Genomic DNA, 23,187 nt, shown 5'->3' with positions numbered 1-23,187 from the left:
CTACGTCCCTGGCACGTAGGGTTGACCGAGTACACCGTAGAGCCGACAGTCGAGGTGCGCATGCCGTTGGAGAATCCGCAGGACGAAGCCGAACACACCGCCGACGGCCATCTGGTCGAGGCGCAATCGGAGGACTTCGACCATGCCAAACCGCTGCGGGTCGACAACGACTGGTTCAAGAAGGCCGTCTTCTATGAGGTCCTCGTGCGAGCGTTCAACGACTCCAACAACGACGGCGTGGGCGATCTTCGCGGACTCACCGACAAGCTCGATTACCTGTCGTGGCTCGGCGTCGACTGTCTGTGGTTGCCGCCGTTCTACGATTCCCCGCTCCGCGACGGCGGATATGACATCAGGGACTTCCGGACGGTGCTGCCCGAGTTCGGCACCGTCGACGATTTCGTCGAACTGATCGATCAGGCACACAGGCGCGGGATCCGCATCATCACCGACCTGGTCATGAATCACACGTCCGACAGTCACCAGTGGTTCCAGGAGTCGCGGTCCGATCCGGACGGACCCTACGGCGATTACTACGTCTGGGCCGACGACGACACCGGCTATCCAGAGGCGCGCATCATCTTCGTCGACACGGAGATCTCCAACTGGACGTGGGATCCCGTTCGGGGCCAATACTATTGGCACCGATTCTTTTCGCACCAACCCGATCTGAACTACGACAATCCCGAAGTCGCCGACGCGATGATCGACGTGTTGCGGTTCTGGCTCGACCTCGGCATCGACGGATTCCGGCTCGACGCGGTGCCCTACCTGTTCGAACGCGATCAGACCAACTGCGAGAATCTCGGCGAGACCCACGTCTTCCTCAAACGCTGCCGCAAGGTGGTCGACGAGGAGTACCCGGGCCGCGTCCTGCTGGCCGAGGCCAACCAGTGGCCTGCCGACGTGGTCGAGTACTTCGGTGAACCCGATGTCGGCGACGAGTGCCACATGGCCTTCCACTTTCCCCTGATGCCCCGCATCTTCATGGCCGTGCGCCGACAGAACCGCTTCCCGATCTCAGAGATCCTGGAGCAGACGCCGCCGATCCCGAAGTCTGCGCAGTGGGCGATCTTCTTGCGTAACCACGACGAGCTCACGCTGGAGATGGTGACCGACGAGGAACGCGACTACATGTACGCCGAGTACGCGAAGGATCCGCGCATGAAGGCGAACATCGGCATCCGGCGGCGACTGGCGCCGCTGCTCGACAACGATCGCAACCAGCTAGAACTGTTCACCGCATTGTTGCTCAGCCTCCCCGGGTCGCCGATGCTGTACTACGGCGACGAGATCGGGATGGGCGACAACATCTGGCTGGGCGATCGTGATTCGGTGCGCACCCCGATGCAGTGGACTCCCGATCGAAACGCCGGCTTCTCGCGGACCGATCCGGGCCGGATGTACCTGCCGGTGATCATGGACCCCACCTACGGATTCCAATCGGTCAACGTCGAGGCACAGATGAACGCCACCAACACTTTGCTGCACTGGACCAGACGCATGATCGAGGTCCGCAAGCAACACCCCGCATTCGGTCTGGGTACGTTCACGGAGCTGGGTAACAGCAACCCATCGGTGCTGACCTACCTACGCGAGCTGGCACCGTCGAACCAGGAGCGCCGCACCAGCGACGTCATATTGTGCGTCAACAACCTGTCGCGTTTTCCGCAGGGCGTGATCCTGGACCTCTCGGCATTCGAGGGCCGGATCCCGGTCGAGCTGACCGGGTCGATCCCGTTCCCGAAAATCGGACCCGACGGTTACATGATCACCCTGCCCGGCCACGGCTTCTACTGGTTTGCACTACAGCCCGACCCATCTGATTCCAATGTGGCCCAAGGATATCCACTCAGCAGTGAGGCCGAGGCGGCGGTTCGACCATGAGCATCGACGTACCCACCGACCAGCAGCTCGCCGAGGCGCTTCGACAGTGGCTCCCTCATCAGCGGTGGTTCTCGGCCAAGGACCGTGACATCACGCGGGTATCGATCTCGACGCGCGTGCCGCTGACGTCTGACGACGGGTTTGCCGGCGAGCACGTGCTTGTCGAGGTCGAGTTCGCGAGCGGGCCGCCGGTTCGTTACCAGGTTCCGCTGGGATTTCGCGCGCACCTCTCCGAGCCGTTGGTGTCCTGGGCATTGCCTGAATCGACGACCGGTGGTGTCGCCGCGTATGACGGACTGCACGATCCGGATGTGATCGCTCGGTATCTGACGGCGCTGGGTGCGCAGGAGCACATCGGGGACCTGCGTTTCGAGACCATCCCCGGAACGGTGATCGATACCGCTGAATCTGGTCATGTGCTCGGGGCCGAGCAGTCGAACACATCGTTGGTTTTCGGAGAGACGCTGCTGTTCAAGGTTTTCCGGCAGCTCGAGGCCGGGATCAACCCCGACGTCGAACTCCACCGAGCGCTCAGTGGGGTGGGCTGTGAATATGTGGCAGACCTGCGCGGGTGGGTCGAGGCCGACGTCGATGGGGAACCGACGACCCTGGCGATGGCGCAGGACTTCATCGAAAACGCAGCCGACGGCTGGAGTATGGCCTTGATCAGCGTGCGTGACCTGTTCACCGAGGCAGACCTGCACGCCGCGGAGCTCGGTAGCGACTTCGCCGGTGACGCCGAACGGCTCGGCGCCGCGGTCGCACACGTGCATGCCGACCTGGCCCGAAGTCTGGGCACCGAGGTACGCGCACCGGGGGAGAACGCAATCGATGACATGCGGTCGAGACTCGACGTCGCGGCCGAAACGATTCCCGAGCTTGCAGAACACCGCGCTGCAATCGCGGCCGTATATGACGAGGCAGCGCAATCCGGGTCCGACACGGTGCAGCGCATCCACGGAGATCTGCACCTCGGTCAGGTGCTGCGGACGCCGTCGACCTGGTTGCTGATCGACTTCGAAGGTGAACCCATCAAGCCGGTCGCCGAGCGTCGCAAACCCGACAGTCCGCTCCGTGACGTCGCCGGAATGCTTCGTTCCTTCGACTATGCAGGTCAGCATCTGTTGGGCCAGGGTGCTCCGAATGTGACTGCGCAGCGCGCATTTCGAGCGGTCGAATGGGTGGACCGGAACGCCTCGGCGTTCTGCGAGGGATACGCCTCGGTCACCGGCGCAGACCCGCGCGATCGGTCAGCACTCCTGCGTGCGTACGAACTCGACAAGGCCGTCTACGAGGCGGGATACGAGGCCAAGCATCGGCCGAGTTGGCTGCCGTTGCCGCTCAACGCCATCGGTCGGCTCACCGCGTCACAGTAGGTAGAACTCCTCGCGGGTGTCGCTGTTCCAGCGTCGGATTCCTGTCACGGTTGCGGTGAAGATCTCCGGTGCGAAGGCCAATGTGGTGAGGGCGTAACCGATCTGGTCGTCCGCCAGTCGGCGTGCAAGCGTCACATGGGGTGTCCAGGCTCCGGGTTGAATATGCGGTAGCGGTTCGCCGCTGATGTGACCGTGCGACAACTCGAAGATGTGGGCGTGTAGATCGCAGAGCTCGCGGGACGGGACCACCAGCCGGGCTGCCGTCGCGCGACGACCACGGAAGAGGAGCATTGCGCCGATGTTCACCTCCATGCCGGGCACGTCGGCGAGGGCGGACAGGTCACGGTCGACGGCACCGTCGATGGAGTCGGCGGCGACGAGCGTGACATGTGGCCGGTTCGACTCGGAGCGCGTGCGGCCCTGGCTCGGCAAACCGGCCGCCGCCAAAGCATCCCACTGCGAGATGATGGCCTCTTCTGTCTCCGCGTCAAAGATGAGTTCTATCGAATGTGCCACGGGTTCACCCTAGGACATTCCGGAGGGGTCAGGCGGGGTCCATCCACAAGCGCTGATCATGGACGACGACGTCGGGAACCTGACCGCGATAGACCTGGACCTCGACACGAACCAATTGACCGGTCGACCCCTGCGCGAGTCTCGACGAGCCGGTGTCTCGCGTGAGCACGTTCGGATTGCCGTGGATGCAGGCGGCGACATCCGGTGAGCTGTAATCGAACCAGGCGCCCGTCGAGATCTGTACGACGTTGCCGGAAACGCGGTCGTCGACGACTGCTCCGGCCAGCATGTCGCCGGTGTCGCTGCGTACCAGCACGACGTCGCCCGTCGCGATCCCGCGGGCTTGTGCGTCCGCCGGGTTCAGGCGGATCGGCTCGCGTCCGACGACCTTGGACTCAACACTGACGGCGCCGTTGTCGAGCTGGCTGTGCAAGCGCGAGGCAGGATTATTGGCCACGAGGCACAACGGGTACGGGCCGGATCCCACATCGACGGTCTCGGCAGGTGCGAGCCACGTCGGATGGGCCGGGCAGTCGTCGTAGCCGAAGCCGGCGATCGTCGACGACGAGATCTCGATCCGGCCGCTGGGTGTCGCGAGACGATATCTGTCGGGATCGCTACGGAAGTCTTCGAACAGAACGTGTTTGGAGTCTGCGCCCGGGAGGTCGAGGTGGCGCGCCTCCCAGAACTCGCCGAAGTCCTGGGCGGGGGTGAACCGGTCAGGGATCGCCTCGCGCCAGCGTTCGTAGATGTGCTCGAGCCAACCCCACTCATGGCGGCCCTCGGTGAACTGTTCCTCGACGCCGAGCCGCTTACTCAGTTCGGTGAGAATTGCGTAGTCGGTCAACGACTCACCGACAGGCGGTGAAACCTGCTGCATCGCGGTCATGATCTCGTCGTACCGACCGCAGCCGATGTCGTTGCGTTCCAGCGTCGTCGCGACCGGGAGGACGATGTCGGCGTGCCGCGCCGTCGCAGTCCAGAACGGTTCGTGCACGACAACCGTGTCAGGTCTTTGGAAGCCGGCGCGCAAGCGCACGAGATCCTGATGGTGATGGAACGGGTTGCCGCCTGCCCAATAGATCAGCTTGGTGTCGGGGTAGACCCGCGTCTGGCCGTTGAACTCATAGGTGGCACCGGGTTCGAGCAGCATGTCCGAGATGCGGGCGACCGGAATGAAGTCGCTGACGGGATTGACGCCCTGATGGAACGTCGGCAACGGGTAGGGGAGTTTGCCTGCGCCCATACCGCCGGTCGACCCGTATCCGTGACCGAATCCTCCTCCGGGGAGCCCGATCTGACCCAGAAACGCGGCCAGCGCGATCGACGCCCACAACGGTTGTTCGCCGAACTGCGCCCGCTGCAACGACCATGAGGTGGTCACCAGGGTCCGCCCGGCAGCCATGCGGCGGGCGAGGTCAGCGATGGTCGGGGCGTCGATCCCGCAGATGTTCGCTGCCCAGCCCGGGGTTTTCGCGATCCCATCGGTTTGCCCGCGTAGGTAGCGGGCGAACTGCTCGAATCCGACCGTGTACTTGTCGACGAACTCGAGGTCGCAGAGCCCTTCGGTGAGCAAGACCCAGCACAGGGCCAGGATGAGCGCGGTATCCGTGGCCGGGTTGATGGAGATCCACTGGGCGTCGGTCACCGTCGCCAGATCGTCGGCAAGAGGACTGATGGTCACGAACTCGGCGCCTCGGGCGCGGGCGCGGTCGAGCGATTCCCGCACCGTGTGCCGACTGATCCCACCCGCGTTGATCTGGACGTTCTTGGCCGGTATCCCTCCGAAACACACGAAGAGGTCAGTGTGTTCACTCAGGACGTTCCAGGTAGTGGGTCGATAGAGCGGCGCCTCGTCGCCGACGATGTGCGGGAGCAACACACTCGACGCTCCGTGGCTGTAACTGTGCACCGATCGGGTGTAACCGCCGATGGTGTTCAAGAACCGGTGAATCTGGCTCTGTGCGTGATGAAAGCGGCCGGCACTTGCCCAACCGTAGGATCCGCCGAAGATCGCCGGATTGCCGTACGTGCTGCGGACTCGCTCGAGTTCGCCCGCAAGGAGGTCGAGAGCGCGGTCCCAGCTCACCTCGACGTACTCGTCGGATCCGCGCCGGCCCGACGGCCCCGGACCGTCCTCGAGCCAGCCCCGTCGGACAGACGGATGCAGTACGCGGACGCCTTTGTCCAGCGACGCCGGAATGTTGCGGAGGAGCTCCGACGCATCAGGGTCGGCGGGGTCGGGCGTCACAGACAGTCCCTGCTCGTCGAGCGATGCCGAGAATGCACCCCAATGCGAGCTGTTGACCAGTTCTTCTGCAGCCATGCGTGGATTCTTTCATCGGTCGTCGTCTGTGGTTTGGTCAGCACACGTATATCCCGGTTCGATAGCGCTCTGGAACGATCACAATCATGGCGAACAGATATCGCATCGGACTCATCGACGGCGACGGGATCGGCCCGGAGATCGTCCCGGCGGCGGCACGGGTCGTCGAGCAGGCGCTGAGCGGCGCAGGACGCTCGGTCGACTGGGTGCCACTGGAACTCGGGCACACGACCATCGAGAGATACGGCACCGCGATCCCGGAGGCAACGCTGGCCGCACTCGACGACCTCGCGCTCTGGATCCTGGGACCCCACGATTCGGCCGGCTACCCATCGGAGCATCGCGCCGGGCTGACACCGGGCGGAGCCATTCGTAAACGCTATGACCTCTACGCCAACATTCGCCCTGCGCTCGCACACGACGGCGTACGTGCGACAAACCCCGATCTCGATCTCGTCATCGTGCGGGAGAACAGCGAGGGGCTGTACGCCGATCGGAACATGGCCCGCGGCACGGGGGAGTTCATGCCCACCCCCGACGTTGCGCTGTCGGTCGGCGTGATCACCCGCGCGGCCACCGAGCGAATCGCGGTGTCCGCGTTCGAACTTGCCCGCTCCCGTCGCAAGCACGTCACCATCGTCCACAAGGCGAACGTCCTGTCGATGACCACAGGATTGTTCCGCGACGTCTGCCTCGAGGTCGCGCAGCGGTATCCCGACGTACGTGTCGACGACGAACACGTCGACGCCATGGCAGCGCATCTGGTGCGTGATGGCCGGCGGTTCGATGTCGTCGTCACCGAGAACCTGTTCGGCGACATCCTCTCGGACCTGGCCGCCGAATTGGCCGGGTCGCTGGGCATCGCGGCGTCGATCAACACCTCGGCCACCAAGGCGATGGCACAGGCCGCCCACGGCGCCGCACCCGACATCGCCGGTCGCGGGGTCGCGAATCCTGTCGGCATCATCGGTTCGGCCGCGATGCTGATCGAGTGGCAGGCGCTCCGCACCGGAGACGATGCGCTTGCGGTCGCCGCGGAGAGCATCCGGAGCGGGATCAGCACAGCGCTCGCGGCCGGCATCGCGACCGCCGACCTGGGTGGAACCGCCACCACCGCAGGTTTCACGGACGCGGTGCTCGATATTCTCGAGAATCCACCGCCTGGCACTAACCTTGCCAATGAGCAGTGACACCAACAAGGGGGCGGCATGGCAGGCGTGAGAGAAGACGTGGTCTTCGCATCGGGGCGGGGGAGTGCGCGGGCGCACTGCGCGGCGTGGCTGTACCGGCCTGCAGGAGATGGTTCCGGATGCGCGCCGCTCATCATCCTGGCGCATGGTCTCGGAGCAGTACGGACCATGCGTCTCGATGCCTACGCCGAGCGATTCGTGGCCGCCGGATATGCGGCGCTCGTTTTCGACTACCGGCACTTCGGCGATAGCGAAGGCACCCCGCGTCAGCTGCTCAGTATCGGACGCCAACGCGAGGACTGGCACTCAGCGATCGCCTACGCGCGCACGCTGGACGGCGTCGACCCGGCCAAGATCTGCATCTTCGGAACATCTTTCGGGGGTGGACACGTGCTCGCCGTCGCCGCCGACGACTCCCGGTTGGCTGCCGTCATCTCGCAGTGCCCGTTCACCGAAGGACCGGCGTCGGCGCTGACGCTCGGGCCTCGGGCGACCATCGGGGTCACCCTCGCTGCTATCCGTGACCTGGTGGCAGCCGCACGTGGCCGGGACCCTGTACTCGTGCCCCTCGCCGGTGATCCCGGTGAGACGGCGCTGATGAATGCACCGGACGTCGTCGACGGGTATCTCGGCCTGGTGCCCGAATCCGAGACCATCGTCAACGGCGTCGCGGCTCGGGTCGGCCTGGCCATCCCGTTGGCGAGACCGGGGCGTGCGGCCAAGAAGATTTCGGCGCCGGTGCTGTTCTGTGTGTGTGACACGGACACCGTCGCACCCCCGGGCCCCACGCTGAAATATGCTGCGGCGACCCCGAACGGCACGGTCCGGCGGTATCCGTTCGGCCACTTCGACATCTACGTCGGCGACGCGTTCGAGCAGGCAACCGCCGATCAGATCGAGTTCCTGCAGCGCGAAGTACCGGCCTGATCCCGCCGCCCCCGACGGAGGGTGGGTATGGCGGAGCCGACCAGGCCTTGTGCTCGCCACAAGGGCACATCTCCGGGGGTGGCAGGGCTACGTGGGCTTGCGAGTACAGAAGATGGCGGTGCCGGGGAAGTAGTGCCCGCGCAGCGGGCTCCACTGTCCCCACTCGCGGTCGAAACCTTCGGGCCACTCGGGTTCGATGAGGTCGTCGAGGATGAGGCCGGCGGCCCGGATCTCCCGAATCCGATCCCCGAGGGTGCGGTGATGCTCGACGTAGCTGACCGTCCCGTCGTCCTCGGTCTCGACGTAGGGCGTGCGGTCGAAGTACGGCAGGATCACCGTCAACCCGGTGGGTCCGGGGTCGTCGGGGAAGGCCCACCGCATCGGATGATTGACCGAGAACACCCAGCGACCTCCCGGCCGTAGTACCCGGGCCACTTCGCTCATCACCCGTGCCGAGTCGGCGACGAACGGCACCGCACCGAACGCCGAGCAGGCGAGATCGAAGACCCCGTCGCCGAACGGGAGGTCCTCCGCTCCGGCTTGCACCAGTCCGGGCTGCGGACCACCTCGAGCCATCGCCTGCTGGCCGCGCCGGAGCATCTCCCGAGACAGGTCCAATCCGACCGCATGTGCGCCGTGTCCGCTCAGCCACCGACTACATGGCGCGGAGCCGCATCCGATCTCTAATACAGCCTTGCCTGCGACGTCACCGAGCAGTTCGACATCGTCTTCGCGCAACCCTTCGGGGCACCACACGAAGTCTCCGTCGACGCTGTCGGCGCCGAGGAAGTCGCCGTGCGTACCGTGGTAGGAGTCGGCGTCGGCGTCCCACCAGCGACGATTCGCCGACACGCTGGTTTTCGAGTCGACGCCCGTGCGCAGATACGGGTATGACACGGAGGTATTTGCCCAGTCCAGCGGGGCTGGCGTATCCTCAGACACGCGCGTGCCTGAGCTCGCGTGGTTCTTCATGCCGGTCACTCATCTGTGGCCACTGTTGATCCCGCATTACTGTCCCTACAACCCAACCTGTCCGGAGCCATCTAACATATGCCGTCCACGACCATTACCTCACCACAAGTAGCCGTTAACGATATCGGCTCGGCTGAGGATTTTCTTGCCGCCATCGATGCCACTATCAAGTACTTCAATGATGGCGACATCGTCGAGGGCACCATCGTCAAGGTTGACCGCGACGAAGTGCTGCTCGACATCGGTTACAAAACCGAGGGAGTGATCCCGTCCCGCGAACTGTCCATCAAGCACGACGTCGACCCCAGCGAGGTTGTCAGCGTCGGCGATGAGGTGGAAGCACTCGTCCTCACGAAAGAGGACAAAGAGGGTCGGTTGATCCTGTCCAAGAAGCGCGCTCAGTACGAGCGTGCGTGGGGCACCATCGAAGAGCTCAAGGAAAAGGACGAGGCCGTCAAGGGCACCGTCATCGAGGTCGTCAAGGGCGGCCTGATCCTGGACATCGGTCTGCGCGGATTCCTCCCCGCATCGCTGGTGGAGATGCGTCGCGTGCGCGATCTGCAGCCGTACATCGGCAAGGAGATCGAGGCCAAGATCATCGAGCTCGACAAGAACCGCAACAACGTCGTGCTCTCGCGTCGTGCGTGGCTCGAGCAGACCCAGTCCGAGGTTCGCAGCGAGTTCCTGCACCAGCTCCAGAAGGGCCAGGTCCGCAAGGGCGTCGTGTCCTCGATCGTCAACTTCGGCGCATTCGTCGATCTCGGCGGCGTCGACGGTCTGGTGCACGTCTCCGAGCTGTCGTGGAAGCACATCGACCACCCCTCCGAGGTTGTCGCAGTGGGCGACGAGGTCACCGTCGAGGTTCTCGACGTCGATCTGGATCGCGAGCGGGTGTCGTTGTCGCTCAAGGCCACTCAGGAAGATCCGTGGCGCCAGTTCGCTCGTACCCACGCCATCGGCCAGATCGTGCCCGGCAAGGTCACGAAGCTGGTTCCGTTCGGTGCGTTCGTGCGGGTCGAAGAGGGCATCGAAGGCCTCGTCCACATCTCGGAGCTGGCCGAGCGCCACGTCGAGGTGCCGGATCAGGTTGTCGCCGTCGGTGACGACGCGATGGTCAAGGTCATCGACATCGACCTCGAGCGTCGCCGGATCTCGTTGAGCCTCAAGCAGGCCAACGAGGACTACACCGAAGAGTTCGACCCGTCGAAGTACGGCATGGCCGACAGCTACGACGAGCAGGGCAACTACATCTTCCCCGAGGGCTTCGATTCCGAGACCAACGAATGGCTCGACGGATTCGAGAAGCAGCGGGAAGCGTGGGAGTCTCGCTACGCCGAGGCCGAGCGTCGCCACAAGATGCACACCGCCCAGATGGAGAAGTTTGCCGCTGCCGCCGAGGCCGCTGCCAACGCTCCGACCGATTACTCGTCGGATTCCGCTGACAAGGGTGGTGACGACGCCGCCACCGCGACGTCCTCGTCGTCTTCGTCCGCTCCGAAGAGTGGTGGATCGCTTGCCAGTGACGAGCAGCTCGCTGCTCTGCGCGAGAAGCTGTCCGGCAACGCCTGATAGACATCTAGACAACCGAAACGCCCCCCGCCGCAAGGTGGGGGGCGTTTTGTTGTTTCGCGGCACCATTGTGGGCAAGCCATGCACATATAGCTTTTTGACAATGGTTATCGTTTGCAAGGACAATTCGGACGTGAATATTTCCCGTGGGCTGCAAGCCCTTTCCCTTGTCGCAATCGGTACGGTCCTGGTCGCCGGGTGTGGCTCCAGCAGCGACGGCGGCGATTCGTCCGCCAGTTCGAGCTCGGCCGAGTCGAATTCGAAAGGCGTCGAACAGGAGTCGGCTCAGCCGCGTTTGGCGGTGAGCTACGACGGCGGCGTCGCCGTGCTCGACGCCACCACCCTGGATCAGGTCGCGACCCTGCCGGCCGAGGGGTTCATCCGGCTCAACCCCGCCGGCGACGGTCGGCACGTATTCGTGTCGGAGTCAGAGGGATTCCGGGCACTCGACCTTGGAACATGGAGCCGGTCGCACGGGGACCACGACCACTATTACACTGCTGAGCCGGCGCTGACGGATATCCGTTTCGGTGGTGAGGAACCGGGACATGTTGTGGTGCATGATGATCGCACTACGCTGTTCTCGGACGGCACCGGCGAGATCGACATTGTCGAGCCCGCGGAATTGCTGCGGGGCAATGGCGTTGCCATCAGTCACAAAGTCGAGCCGCACCACGGAGTGGCCGTGGCCCGAGAGGACGGGACCACTGTGGTCTCTGTCGGCAACGAGGACGAGCGCACCGGGGTGCAGATTCTCGATGCTGACTTCCGGCAGATCGCAGCCAACGACCAGTGTCCGAATCTGCACGGCGAAGCTGCCGTGGCCAATGGCGTGCTCGCGTTCGGCTGCACCGATGGCATCCTGATCGTCCGTGGCAACGAGATCACCAAGGTGCAGAGCCCAGATGTGTACGGCCGCATCGGAAATCAGGCCGGCTCCGAGGTCTCGCCCGTCGTACTCGGCGACTACAAGGTCGACGAAGACGCAGAACTCGAACGGCCCACCCGGGTGAGCCTGACCAACACCGATACCGGGGAGCTCAAGCTCGTCGAACTGGGGACGAGCTACACGTTCCGTTCGCTCGCACGTGGGCCGCAAGGTGAGGCACTGGTGCTCGGGACCGACGGCGCCATCCACGTGATCGATCCGATCAGCGGCGCGGTGACCGACAAGATCGCCGTCATCGGAGAATGGAGTGAGCCGGAGGACTGGCAGGAGGCCCGCCCGGCCCTTTACGTCGAAGGTTCGACCGCCTACGTCAGCGACCCGACGAACAAGAAGCTGTTCGCTGTCGATCTCGGGTCGGGAACTGTGTCGAAGGAGACCACGGTCGACTTCACGCCGAACGAATTGACGGGCGTCACCGGCTGACAGCAGTGGATCGGGTCCTCGCGCGCACCCTGCGGGGTGCGCGCGAAGACCCGTCTGTGACACTCATCTCGTGATCCGAGTAGGCCTGACCGGTGGTATCGGCGCCGGAAAATCGACAGTCGCACGCACGCTGACCGAGCGGGGCGCGTACCTCATCGACGCGGACGTGATCGCCCGCGAGGTGGTCGCGCCGGGGACCGACGGGCTGACGCAACTCGTCGAGGCCTTCGGGGAGGGCATCCTCCAACCCGACGGCGCCTTGGACCGGGCCGCACTGGCCGCGAGGGCGTTTGTGGACGAGGGGCAACGCAAGAAACTCAACGGGATCACCCACCCGCTCGTCGGCGCACGGGCGTTCGAGTTGCTGGAAGCGGCGCCCGCCGACGCAATCGTGCTGCAGGACATTCCGCTGCTCGTCGAGAACGGCAGTGCACCCTTCTTTCATCTCGTGGTGATCGTCCACGCGGACGAGGACGTACGGCTGGCCCGCCTGACCGGTCAGCGTGGCATGCCGGAAGAGGACGCTCGGGCGCGGATCAAGTCGCAGGCGAGCGTCGAGGACCGTCGGGCTGTGGCCGACGTCTGGCTCGACAACAGCGGAACCCCGGACGATCTCGCGGCACTGGCCGCAGCGTTGTGGGACGAGCGGCTCGTGCCCTACGAGGGGAACGTCCGCAATCGGATCTGTGCACCGCAGCCGTCCGAGGAGGTCGATGTACGCCCGGAGTGGGCGCTGCAAGCAACCAGGCTGACGAACCGGTTGCGGGTGGTCGGCGGGGACACGATCGCCGATGTCGTCCACGTCGGACCGACCGCGGCCTCGGCGGGCCGCGCGCCGGACGTGCTCGAGTTCGAGGTCCGACTGGCGGACGGAAAGGCGCCTGCGGACGTGACCGCGCTACTCGCCGACGGCGGTTTTCCCGAGCGCAGCGCCGGAGTCCACGCCAACGCCGATCCGGGCCGAGCGGTCACCATCTCCGTCTCCTGACCCCACTATCGGAGGTCCCAGGTGAGGGCTGCGCCTTCGGAGGCGAGCCAGGCCTGGACGTCGTTGCCGTGGGACGCCGCCCCGACCATCGCGCGGGTCGCGATGTGGACGGCGGCCTCGGCCTGGTCGTGGGGGAGTAGCCAGGCGGCGTGGGCGTCGAACAGCTCGTCGACGTCTTCGAGTTCGAGCCCTCGTCCCGGCCGGTCGATCAAGTCGAGATACCAGTCCTCCGAGTGCCAGCGTCCGTCGGCGTCGGGGCCGGTGAACCTCCCGATGTCGAGGTAGAGGTGCTGGTCGCGTTCGTGCCCGGGCCGGTAGTGGAAGATGGTGGCCCGCAGTCCGAAGGCCGGGAGCAGCCACGATTGCAGGCGATCGAACTCGTGGTGGTCGGCGAACCGGTCCATGTAGAGCCCGAAGTCGGTGGCCCGGTAGGTCTCGACCTGGCGCACGAACCCCTTCGGGTCGGTGTTGGTCTTCGCCGGTACGTCGAAGGTCTCGTGTTTGGGTGGGTGTAGCGCCGCCATCGCGACAACCTATCCCGAGACGGGCGTTCGCTGTCGGCGCACGCGCGATGTCGGAGGTCGCGTTTACTCTGGTTGTATGGCTTTTGCAGCAGAACATCCGATCGTCGCGCATTCGGAATTCCGACCGGTGGGGGACATCGAGCGGACGGGTGCCGACTTCCAGGTGATCAGTGATCACCAACCCGCGGGCGACCAGCCGACCGCGATCGCGGACCTGGAACGGCGTCTGCGTGAAGGTGAGAAAGACATCGTCCTGCTCGGCGCCACCGGCACGGGTAAGTCCGCGACCACGGCCTGGTTGATCGAGAAGGTCCAGCGTCCCACCCTGGTGATGGCGCCGAACAAGACCCTGGCTGCCCAGCTCGCGAACGAACTGCGAGACATGTTGCCCAACAACGCTGTCGAGTACTTCGTCTCGTACTACGACTACTACCAGCCCGAGGCGTACATCGCACAGACGGACACCTACATCGAGAAGGACTCGTCGATCAACGACGACGTCGAGCGGCTGCGGCACTCGGCGACGTCGAGCCTGCTGTCGCGGCGCGATGTCGTGGTGGTGGCGTCGGTGTCGTGCATCTACGGCCTCGGTACGCCGCAGTCGTACCTGGACCGCTCCGTCAACCTCGAGGTCGGCCAGGAGGTCGACCGCGACGCGCTGCTGCGGTTGCTGGTCGACGTCCAGTACTCCCGCAACGACGTCAGCTTCACCCGCGGAAGCTTCCGGGTGCGCGGCGACACCGTCGAGATCATCCCGTCGTACGAGGAGCTCGCGGTGCGGATCGAGTTCTTCGGCGACGAGATCGAGGCGCTCTACTACCTGCATCCGCTCACCGGCGACGTCGTGCGTCAGGTGAACGAGCTGCGCATCTTCCCGGCCACCCACTACGTCGCAGGTCCGGAGCGTATGGAGAGGGCAATCGAGTCGATTGAGGCGGAGCTCGAAGCGCGCCTGGCCGACCTCGAGGGCAAAGGCAAGTTGCTGGAGGCGCAGCGGCTGCGGATGCGGACGACCTATGACCTCGAGATGATGCGGCAGGTCGGATTCTGTTCGGGCATCGAGAACTATTCGCGGCATATCGATGGTCGCGGGCCCGGAACGGCGCCGGCGACGCTGATCGACTACTTCCCGGATGATTTCCTGATGGTGATCGACGAATCCCACGTGACTGTTCCGCAGATCGGCGCCATGTACGAGGGCGATATGTCGCGCAAACGTAACCTGGTCGACTTCGGTTTCCGGCTGCCGTCCGCCGTGGACAACCGGCCGCTGACGTGGAGCGAGTTCGTCGATCGGATCGGTCAGACCGTCTACCTGTCGGCGACACCGGGCAAGTACGAGCTCGGGCAGTCGAACGGAGAGTTCGTCGAGCAGGTCATCCGGCCGACCGGTCTCGTCGACCCGCAGGTCATCGTCAAACCGACCAAGGGGCAGATCGACGACCTCATCCACGAGATCCGGGAGCGGACGGCGAAGGACGAACGCATCCTCGTGACCACCCTCACGAAGAAGATGTCGGAGGACCTCACCGACTACTTGCTCGAGCTGGGTATCCGAGTGCGGTATCTCCACTCGGAGGTCGATACGCTGCGGCGCGTTGAACTCCTCCGCCAACTGCGCACGGGTGAGTACGACGTGCTGGTCGGAATCAACCTGCTGCGTGAGGGTTTGGACCTTCCGGAGGTGTCACTGGTCGCCATCCTGGACGCCGACAAAGAGGGTTTCCTGCGCAGCACCACCAGCTTGATCCAGACCATCGGCCGTGCGGCCCGTAACGTCTCCGGCGAAGTGCACATGTATGCGGACAAGATCACCGATTCGATGCGTAATGCGATCGACGAGACCGACAGGCGGCGCGAAAAGCAGATCGCCTACAACAAGAAGATGGGGGTCGATCCGCAACCGCTGCGCAAGAAGATCGCCGACATCCTCGACCAGGTCTACGAAGAAGCCGAGGACAACGCAGTGGCTGTCGGCGGCTCGGGACGCAATTCCAGTCGCGGTCGACGCGCACAGGGCGAGCCGGGTCGAGCCTCGGGTTCCGCGGGGGTGCTCGACGGCAGGGACGTGTCGGCGATGCCGCGCGCCGACCTCGCCGACCTCATCGCATCCCTCACCGATCAGATGATGAATGCTGCTCGAGACCTGCAGTTCGAGCTTGCCGGACGCCTGCGCGACGAGATCGCCGACTTGAAGAAGGAGCTACGCGGGATGGACGCCGCCGGTATCCGGTAGGCAGAAGTATGTGTGACCGGCGTGACCATCAACTCGACGTCGCTGGTCGGCGTGGTGGCGAGACAGCACGTCGCCGGATACCGAGTAATCGAACGCGCGTTACGGGATACCCTCTCGGAGGAAGGCGACGCCGAAGGGCGGAGCTCTATCGCAAGTGCTCGCACACAGGTGTGAGCCGGCTGTCAGTACAGACACACTTATGGAGGAATGGATGAGCGCATACCAGACCGTCGTTGTGGGAACCGATGGTTCTGAATCGTCGATGAAGGCCGTGGAGAAGGCGGGGGCCATCAGCGGTGATTCGGCGAAGTTGATCATTGCCTGCGCCTACTTTCCGACCGATGACCGCGACGTTTCCGCAGTTTCGGATGTGCTGAAAGAAGAGGCGTATCAAGTTCACGGATCCGCGCCTACCGAAGAGATCCTGCGAACGGCGAAGGAAAGGGCAGTGGCTGCCGGTGGAGGGAACATCGAGACCCGCCCCGTGGTCGGTTCGCCGGTGGACGCCCTGCTGAACCTCGTCGCCGACAGCAAGGCCGGCCTGCTCGTCGTCGGTAACAAGGGCCTGAACTCCATTGCAGGCCGACTGCTGGGTTCGGTTCCGGCGGACGTCGCCCGCAAGTCGAAGTGCGACGTCCTGATCGTTCACACGGTCTGAGAGCGAACGCGTAAGGGCTCGGGCAGCTCAGCACTGTGCACGATGGCCAGTTGCTGAGTTGCCCGGGTCAGCGCCACGTAGAGGTCACCCCAGCCGCGCTGTGACTGCGCGACGATCTGGGCCGGTTCGATGACGACGGTCCGATCGAACTCCAGACCTTTGCATTGCGCGACCGTCAGAATCGACAGCTCCGGCGTTTCGGCCGCGTCTGTGCCGAGGGCTCGGATCTGTTCGACCAGGGCGTCGGGAGCGATGATGGCGGTGATCCCGTCCAGCTCCTCGTCGGCCAGTCGCAGGGCGGCGGGAACGAGACCATCGGCCGATGTCTGCTCGAAGGTCGGCGGTCTGCCGCTGGAACGAATCGACGTCGGTGCGGACATCGTCGGATCGATCTGCTCGAGGATCGGCGCTGCGACCTCCATGATCTCCCGCGGCGTACGGTAATTGACCGTCAGTTCGAACTTGCGCCAACGCTTCGCCACGTACGGCGTCAGGACCGAATCCCAGGACGTGGTGCCCGCCGGGTCGCCGGTCTGCGCCGTGTCGCCGATCACCGTCATCCAGCGATTGGGTATGCGTCGCATGATCATTCGCCATGCCATCGCGGAGAGTTCCTGGGCTTCGTCGACGATGACATGGCCGAATGTCCAGGTGCGGTCGCTGTACGCCCGTTCCGCAGTGGTCAGCGCGACCCGGTTCGTCTGACGAGCGGCGAGTTGTTCGGCGTCGATGAGGTCGTACGCCATCAGGATCTCCGGGTCCAGCTCGTCTTCGAGATCCTGTGGGGCAGAGCCGGTCAGGATGTCGAGTGCGTCCTGGGCGTCCGAGAGCTTCTGTCGCCACTGCGCGCGCTCGCGCTCCTCGTCCCCGTCGTCGTCCACGCCGATGATCTCGGCGAGTTCGTCGAGTAGCGGCGCATCGGCGGCACTGAACTGATTGCGCTCGTCGCGCAAAACCGCCGTGCGGTCGGCAGCAGACCAGTTCGGTGTCGCGGACGCGATGCGATCGGGGGAGGTCAGCAGGTCGGACAGCACCACCTGCGGTGACAACTGCGGCCAGAAGTGGGACAGCGCGGCCACGATCTGCGGATCGGCCTTCATCTCATCACGGATGTCGGCGATGTCTTTGTTGCTCAACAGCTGTGAGCCGTCGAGCAGGCTGGAACCGATGCGATCGGCGTGCTGCTGCGCGAGAGAATCGAACGCGGAGCGCAGGAAGATCGACCTGGCGTGGTTGTGCGGCCGCCTCGACGACCGGGCCCGCCCGCGGGCACGCTGGATCAGTTTGCTGCTGATGGTCAGCTGATATCCGTCGAACTTGAGGTTGATGGGCGATTGTGGCAGTTCCTGGCGGTCCCGCACCGCACGCCCCAGCACCTCAACGATGTCGAGACTCCCCTTGAGGGTGGCGGCGGCCGAATTGTCGGTCAACTGCGCGCGAACGCCTGGATACATGTCGCCGACGGTGGACAACAGCACACCGCTCTCGCCGAGCGACGGCAATACCTGCCCGATGTAGTTCAGAAAGGTCGCGTTGGGGCCCACGATGAGAACGCCGCTGCGAGCGAGGGTTTCGCGGTAGGTGTAGAGCAGATACGCGGCTCGGTGCAGTGCGACGGCAGTCTTGCCGGTGCCGGGACCGCCCTGCACCACCAAGACCCCGCGGTGGGTGGACCGGATGATCTCGTCCTGCTCGCGCTGGATTGTCTCGACGATGTCCGTCATCTGCCCGGTCCGGGCGGCGTTGAGAGCAGTGATGAGCGCAGATTCATTGACCACGTCGCCGTGCCCGGTGCTGTCGGCGTCGATCAGCTCTGCATCGTCGAGACGCTCTTCGTTGACGGCCGTGATCGTGCGGTTGCGGGTGCGAACGTGGCTTCGGGTACGGACGCCTTCCGGCGAGGCCGGGGTCGCGAGGTAGAACGGCCTACTCATCGGAGCACGCCAGTCGAGCAGCAGGGTGCTGTCCTGATCGTCGTCATCGAGGATGCCGATGCGACCGATGCGGCGGACCTCGTCATCCTCGAGATCGAGACGCCCGAAGTACAGATTGTGTTCCGCCGAATCGAATTTGGTCAGGTCGTCGGTGTACAGCCGCTCGTACGACTCACGCTCCGAACGGGCCTGAGGCGTCCCGCCGGTGTTCCGCAACGCAGACGACAGCCGTGACTGCGTATTACGTCGCATCCGATCAAGCCGGCCGTACACCCGGTCGAGATGTTCTTGTTCGGCCTCGAACACGGTCCTCCTCGATAGCTGGCACGCGGCGTGGTGATGACTGCGCCTCGGCTCTGGCTTCTTCAGCAAGCAAAAATAGTGCCAAAGGGTAACGCGGTGGGCGGGGAAAACGTTCCCCGCCCACCGCGTTGGTCAGACGATTCTAGCCGTAGATTCAGGCGTCGAGGTCGGAGGCCACGAGCTTCACGACAGTATCGAGGGCGTCCTGATCTTCACTCTCGACGGTGACCTCGGTGCCGGCCGTGGCGCCGAGGGTCATGATGAGCAGCGCTGAGCCGGCGTCTACCGGCTCGCCGCCCGCGACAGCCAACGTCACAGGCGCTCCGGCGTCGGCCACGGCCTCCGCGATCACTGCTGCTGGACGGGCGTGCAGCCCGACGGATGATCCGACAACAACATTGGTGCTTGGCATTTCGATTCTCCTAGATGGTTGAGCTGACAGTATCGGGACGGGACATCAGGCGGTGGTGAGGACCTTGTCCTCCGCAGCCACCTTGGCCCTGGGCTTGATCAGTTGTTTGGCAGCGACCACACAGAGTGCCGCCACAGCGGTGCCCGCTGCAAGTGCGAGGAAGAACCACACGATCCCGCCGATCGCGAACGAGACGAAGATGCCGCCGTGCGGGGCGCTGAGAGTTACATCGAACGCCATGATCAGACCGCCGGTGACCGCGCCGCCCGCCATCATCGACGGGATGACCCGGAGCGGATCGGCCGCGGCGAACGGGATGGCCCCTTCAGAGATGAACGATGCACCCAGAAGCCAGGCCGCCTTGCCGTTCTCGCGTTCGGCCGGGGTGAACAGCTTCGGCCGGATCGTCGATGCCAACGCCATGGCCAGCGGTGGGACCATACCCGCTGCCATCACGGCCGCCATGATCCGCAGGGATGCCTCGTCGGTGACAGACAGTCCGGCGACGGCGAACGCATAGGCAGCCTTGTTGACCGGCCCACCGAGGTCGAAGCACATCATCAAGCCGAGGATGACGCCGAGCAGGATGACAGACGAGCCGGTGAGTCCGTTGAGCCAGTCGGTGAGTCCGTCGGTGATCGCGGCCAACGGCTTGCCGAGCACGATGAACATGAGCAGACCGACCACCAAGGATGCGAACAGCGGGATGACCACCACAGGCATCAATCCGCGTGCCCACTGTGGAACGCCGATCCGGCCGATCCACAGTGCCGCGAAGCCGGCGATCAGACCACCGACGAGCCCGCCGAGGAAGCCTGCGCCGACGAACACGGCGACTGCACCCGCGGTGAAACCTGGTGCGAGGCCTGGTCTGTCAGCGATCGCGAAGGCGATGTAGCCGGCCAGTGCAGGTACCAGGAATCCGAAGGCCAGGGAGCCCAGTTGAAACAGCACCGCTCCGAGGTAGGTCTTCAGGCCGCCGTCGGGAAGGGCGAAGATCGAGTTGTCGAGCGTGATCGTCTCTGCCTTGTCCGAGATCTCGTAGCCGGCGAGGAGGAAGCCGAGTGCGATGAGCAGGCCGCCGGCGGCGACGAACGGAATCATGTAGCTCACACCGGTCAGCAAGATCTGCCGGAGTCGGGTGCCCCAGCCAACGTCGCCGGAGGGGGAGCTTGACGAGTCCGCCACCGCATCGCCTGCCACCTTGGCGGCAGTGGGGTCGAGTCCGGCGCGCAGCGCTTCGGTGATCATCGCGTCGGGTTCGTTGATGGCCCGCTTGACGCCGGAGGCGACAACGGGTTTACCCGCAAAACGTTCCTTGCCCTTGACGCCGACGTCAGTCGCGAAAATGACCGCACCAGCGGCCGCGATCGTCTCGGGCGGCAGGGGCGTGCTACCCGACGAGCCCTGGGTCTCGACATGGACGGTCACACCGGCGCGCTCACCGGCGGCAACCAAGGAGTCCGCTGCCATATACGTGTGCGCGATGCCGGTCGGGCACGCGGTGACCGCGACGATCGTCTTGTTGGGAGCAGAGTGGGAATCGTCCTGGACCGGGGTGGCAGGCGGCGCTTCTGTCGGCGCGGCCGGGGCCTTCGTGGTCGGTGCCGCAGGCTTCAGCACATCCTCGACCAGGGCGACCACGTCGTTCGGAGTGGCGGCGGCGCGTAGCGATGCCACGAACTCGGGCTTGACCAATGCGCGGGCCAGGCTCGAGAGCAGTTTCATGTGCTCGGCGCCTGCGCCATCGGGTGCGGCGATGAGAAAGACGAGGTCCGCGGGGCCGTCCGGGGCGCCGAAGTCGACCTTGGGACTGAGCCGCGCGAATCCGAGGGATGCCGCGGCGATGGAGGCATCACGGCAGTGCGGGATGGCGATGCCACCGGGTAGGCCTGTGGCCGACTGGGCTTCCCGGGCCAGGGCCGCAGCCTTGAGCGCCGAGGGGTCGTCGGAACGGCCGTCGGCGGCGAGGCGCGACGCGAGTGCGTCGATCACCGCTTCCTTGCTGTCGCCCAGATCTGCGTCGAGCGCGATCAGTTGCGGGCTGATGATCGCCGGCGCCGAGCCGGTGCTGATCGTCGGATTGGACATTGCTGGTTCCCTTTGTGTTTGGTGATTCGGAGTCGGCAGTTGCGGATCTGAAGCTGTCGAGTGTGTGACGGGGCCGGCCATCAGTGGTTTCCGATGAGCGGGGTGAGGGCTGTGACGGTCACGGCCTCGGGATTGGTGTGGTGGGGACTGGGCAGCGCCGTACCCGGCAGAGCAGCAGCGGCACTTCCATAGGCGACCGCTCTCGCGAGGCGGTCAGCCGGTCCGGCGTTCTCCAGATCGGCGAGTAGATACCCGGCCAACGACGAATCGCCGGCGCCGACCGTGCTGCGAGGCGCGATCGGAGGTGTGGTGGCATACCAGGAGCCCTCGTCGGTGACGAGTACTGCGCCGGCGGCGCCGAGCGTGGCCAGCACGGCTCGCGGTCCGCCCCCGTCGACGAGGGACCGCGCCGCGCGGGCCGTCGGCAGCGGGTCGCCCTGCTCGGCGGCCGCCTCGAGCGCAAGTCCGTCGACACCGGTGAGCTGTCCGAGCTCTTCAGCGTTGGGCTTGATCAGATCAGGTGCAGCAAAGGAGAATTCGGCGGCGAGGGCGAGCAGCGGGGCATCAGAGGTGTCGACCGCGATCTGCGCCGTTCCCGAGCGCAGCGTCGCGACCAGTTCTGCGTACCAGCGGTCGGGTACACCGGGCGGCAGCGACCCGGACAGGACGACCCAGGCCGCGGTGGAGGCGAGATCTTGCAGGCAGGTCGTCAACGCGCTGATCGACTCCGGGGGCAGCGTGGCCCCGGGTTCGTTGATCTTGGTTGTCGTTCCGTCCGGCTCGGTGACAGTGAGGTTCACACGTGCCGCTCCGGGGTAGGCGATACCGCGATGATCGATGCCGGCGTCCGAGAGCGCGACGAGGATCGGTTCGCCCTGATTTCCGGGAAGCACGGCGGTAGAGGGTTTTCCGGCCGAGGTGATGACGCGTGCGACGTTGACGCCCTTGCCGCCCGGGTGGGTCGTCGCGCCGGTGGCGCGGTGGACGGCACCGCGTCGGAGCGGTTCGGTGAGGCTGACCGTGCGGTCGATGCTCGGGTTGGCCGTGAGGGTGATGATCATGCGGTCACGACCTCGATGTCGTTGTCTGTGAGTTCTTTACGATCTCGGTCGGCGATGGCGGTGTCGGTGACGAGCACGTCGATGCGATCGATGGGGGCGAAGCTGATCAGGTCTTCCCGGCCGACCTTCGATGAATCGGCGACCACGACAACGCGATGCGCACTTTCGACCATGGCCCTCTTGATGGCTGCCTCGTCGCTGTCGGGGGTTGACAAGCCATGACGGAGGCTGATGCCGTTGGTTCCGACGAAGGCGACGTCGAGACGCATCGAGCGCAGAGCCCGGATCGCGTCGTCGCCGACGACGGCCTGGGTGATACCGCGGACCCGGCCGCCGAGGAGATGCAGTCGCGTCCCGCCGAGTCCGGCGACGCGTGCGGCGACTGGGATCGAGTTGGTGACGACGACGAGGTCGCTATCGGTGGGCAAATGCGCGGCCAGCCGGGCGGTGGTGGTGCCGGCGTCGACGAACACGCTTCCGCCGACCGAGGGCAGCTGATCGATGGCGGCCTTGCCGATGCGCTCTTTCTCGCCCGTGTACGCGTGCTCGCGTTCGTCGGTTCCGAGCTCGATGGTCGTGAACGCCGAGGAGGGGACTGCGCCGCCATGCACCCGCCGGATGACACCGGAGCGGTCCAACGTGGCGAGATCGCGTCGCACGGTCTCGGTGGTGACCCCGTAGAGCTCGGACAGATCCGCGACCGACATCCGGCCCTTCTGCGCAATCAGTGCGGCCATTTCCTGCTGCCGCTCCTCTGCGTACATACTGTCCTCCAATGTGGGGCTGTGTTGATTCGCTTCGTTGCTTTATGTTGTTTTATGCCCGTTCGTATTGCTTTGTCAAGG

At 65.0% G+C, this 23,187-nt stretch carries 18 protein-coding genes; 9 read left to right on the top strand and 9 right to left on the bottom strand.

Annotation, left to right across the window (positions count from 1 at the left end):
• Positions 1-60: 60 nt before the first annotated feature.
• Complete coding sequence (gene treS / locus J3S28_RS24735) at positions 61-1,887, top strand: maltose alpha-D-glucosyltransferase (RefSeq protein ID WP_207843615.1); 1,827 nt, start codon at positions 61-63, stop codon at positions 1,885-1,887.
• Complete coding sequence (locus J3S28_RS24730; protein WP_207843614.1) at positions 1,884-3,263, top strand: maltokinase N-terminal cap-like domain-containing protein; 1,380 nt, start codon at positions 1,884-1,886, stop codon at positions 3,261-3,263. The genes treS and J3S28_RS24730 overlap by 4 nt, the downstream gene beginning before the upstream one ends.
• Here the strand turns inward: J3S28_RS24730 and J3S28_RS24725 are convergent.
• On the bottom strand, positions 3,255-3,779 hold the full coding sequence (locus J3S28_RS24725) for a 2'-5' RNA ligase family protein (RefSeq protein ID WP_207843613.1): 525 nt from the start codon (positions 3,777-3,779) through the stop codon (positions 3,255-3,257). The two genes, J3S28_RS24730 and J3S28_RS24725, sit on opposite strands and share 9 nt — an antisense overlap.
• A gap of 28 nt (positions 3,780-3,807) precedes the next feature.
• Positions 3,808-6,105, bottom strand: a complete 2,298-nt coding sequence (locus tag J3S28_RS24720) for a molybdopterin-dependent oxidoreductase (protein WP_207843612.1) — start codon at positions 6,103-6,105, stop codon at positions 3,808-3,810.
• An 86-nt stretch (positions 6,106-6,191) separates the two neighbouring features.
• Here J3S28_RS24720 and J3S28_RS24715 point away from each other — a divergent pair, with 86 nt between their 5' ends.
• Both J3S28_RS24715 and J3S28_RS24710 read left to right on the top strand, forming a co-directional pair.
• Positions 6,192-7,295, top strand: a complete 1,104-nt coding sequence (locus J3S28_RS24715) for an isocitrate/isopropylmalate dehydrogenase family protein (protein ID WP_207843611.1) — start codon at positions 6,192-6,194, stop codon at positions 7,293-7,295.
• Between the two features lie 18 nt (positions 7,296-7,313).
• The gene (locus J3S28_RS24710) at positions 7,314-8,222 is read left to right on the top strand and encodes an alpha/beta hydrolase (protein ID WP_207843610.1); all 909 of its coding nucleotides are present in this window, start codon (positions 7,314-7,316) and stop codon (positions 8,220-8,222) included.
• Between the two features lie 87 nt (positions 8,223-8,309).
• Here J3S28_RS24710 and J3S28_RS24705 read toward each other — a convergent pair whose 3' ends face one another.
• Positions 8,310-9,119, bottom strand: coding sequence for a class I SAM-dependent methyltransferase (locus tag J3S28_RS24705; protein ID WP_307797409.1), 810 nt, complete (start codon positions 9,117-9,119; stop codon positions 8,310-8,312).
• A 153-nt stretch (positions 9,120-9,272) separates the two neighbouring features.
• Between J3S28_RS24705 and rpsA the strand changes: the two genes are divergently transcribed.
• The 3 genes from rpsA to coaE all read left to right on the top strand — a co-directional run bounded on the left by rpsA (position 9,273) and on the right by coaE (position 13,123).
• Positions 9,273-10,763, top strand: a complete 1,491-nt coding sequence (rpsA, locus tag J3S28_RS24700) for a 30S ribosomal protein S1 (protein ID WP_207843608.1) — start codon at positions 9,273-9,275, stop codon at positions 10,761-10,763.
• 103 nt (positions 10,764-10,866) lie between these two features.
• A complete protein-coding gene (gene aztD, locus J3S28_RS24695) occupies positions 10,867-12,135 on the top strand; it encodes a zinc metallochaperone AztD (RefSeq protein WP_207843607.1) in 1,269 nt (422 codons plus the stop codon).
• A gap of 70 nt (positions 12,136-12,205) precedes the next feature.
• A complete protein-coding gene (gene coaE, locus J3S28_RS24690) occupies positions 12,206-13,123 on the top strand; it encodes a dephospho-CoA kinase (protein ID WP_207843606.1) in 918 nt (305 codons plus the stop codon).
• A 5-nt stretch (positions 13,124-13,128) separates the two neighbouring features.
• On the opposite strand, the gene J3S28_RS24685 is transcribed toward coaE, so the two are convergent.
• Positions 13,129-13,647: a ribonuclease FAU-1 family protein gene (locus J3S28_RS24685; RefSeq protein ID WP_207843605.1), complete on the bottom strand. Its 519-nt coding sequence runs from the start codon at positions 13,645-13,647 to the stop codon at positions 13,129-13,131.
• Positions 13,648-13,723: 76 nt separating this feature from the next.
• Here J3S28_RS24685 and uvrB point away from each other — a divergent pair, with 76 nt between their 5' ends.
• Both uvrB and J3S28_RS24675 read left to right on the top strand, forming a co-directional pair.
• Positions 13,724-15,883, top strand: coding sequence for an excinuclease ABC subunit UvrB (gene uvrB / locus J3S28_RS24680; protein WP_207843604.1), 2,160 nt, complete (start codon positions 13,724-13,726; stop codon positions 15,881-15,883).
• Positions 15,884-16,094: 211 nt separating this feature from the next.
• The gene (locus J3S28_RS24675) at positions 16,095-16,541 is read left to right on the top strand and encodes a universal stress protein (protein ID WP_084835914.1); all 447 of its coding nucleotides are present in this window, start codon (positions 16,095-16,097) and stop codon (positions 16,539-16,541) included.
• Here the strand turns inward: J3S28_RS24675 and J3S28_RS24670 are convergent.
• From J3S28_RS24670 to J3S28_RS24650, 5 genes are all read right to left on the bottom strand, one after another.
• Positions 16,529-18,781, bottom strand: coding sequence for a HelD family protein (locus J3S28_RS24670; protein ID WP_504970640.1), 2,253 nt, complete (start codon positions 18,779-18,781; stop codon positions 16,529-16,531). The genes J3S28_RS24675 and J3S28_RS24670 overlap by 13 nt on opposite strands.
• A gap of 151 nt (positions 18,782-18,932) precedes the next feature.
• A complete protein-coding gene (locus J3S28_RS24665) occupies positions 18,933-19,190 on the bottom strand; it encodes an HPr family phosphocarrier protein (protein ID WP_207843603.1) in 258 nt (85 codons plus the stop codon).
• A 45-nt stretch (positions 19,191-19,235) separates the two neighbouring features.
• Positions 19,236-21,281, bottom strand: a complete 2,046-nt coding sequence (locus tag J3S28_RS24660; RefSeq protein ID WP_207843602.1) for a PTS fructose transporter subunit IIABC — start codon at positions 21,279-21,281, stop codon at positions 19,236-19,238.
• An 80-nt stretch (positions 21,282-21,361) separates the two neighbouring features.
• Positions 21,362-22,342, bottom strand: coding sequence for a 1-phosphofructokinase family hexose kinase (locus tag J3S28_RS24655; RefSeq protein WP_207843601.1), 981 nt, complete (start codon positions 22,340-22,342; stop codon positions 21,362-21,364).
• On the bottom strand, positions 22,339-23,106 hold the full coding sequence (locus J3S28_RS24650) for a DeoR/GlpR family DNA-binding transcription regulator (protein ID WP_207843600.1): 768 nt from the start codon (positions 23,104-23,106) through the stop codon (positions 22,339-22,341). Before J3S28_RS24650 ends, J3S28_RS24655 begins: the two co-directional genes overlap by 4 nt.
• Positions 23,107-23,187 lie beyond the last annotated feature (81 nt).

It is taken from the genome of Williamsia soli, assembly GCF_017377795.1.
GTDB classification, from domain to species: Bacteria; Actinomycetota; Actinomycetes; order Mycobacteriales; family Mycobacteriaceae; genus Williamsia; species Williamsia soli.
The sequence above is the reverse complement of the archived record's forward strand: the minus strand, read 5'-3'. Positions and strand labels throughout refer to the sequence as shown.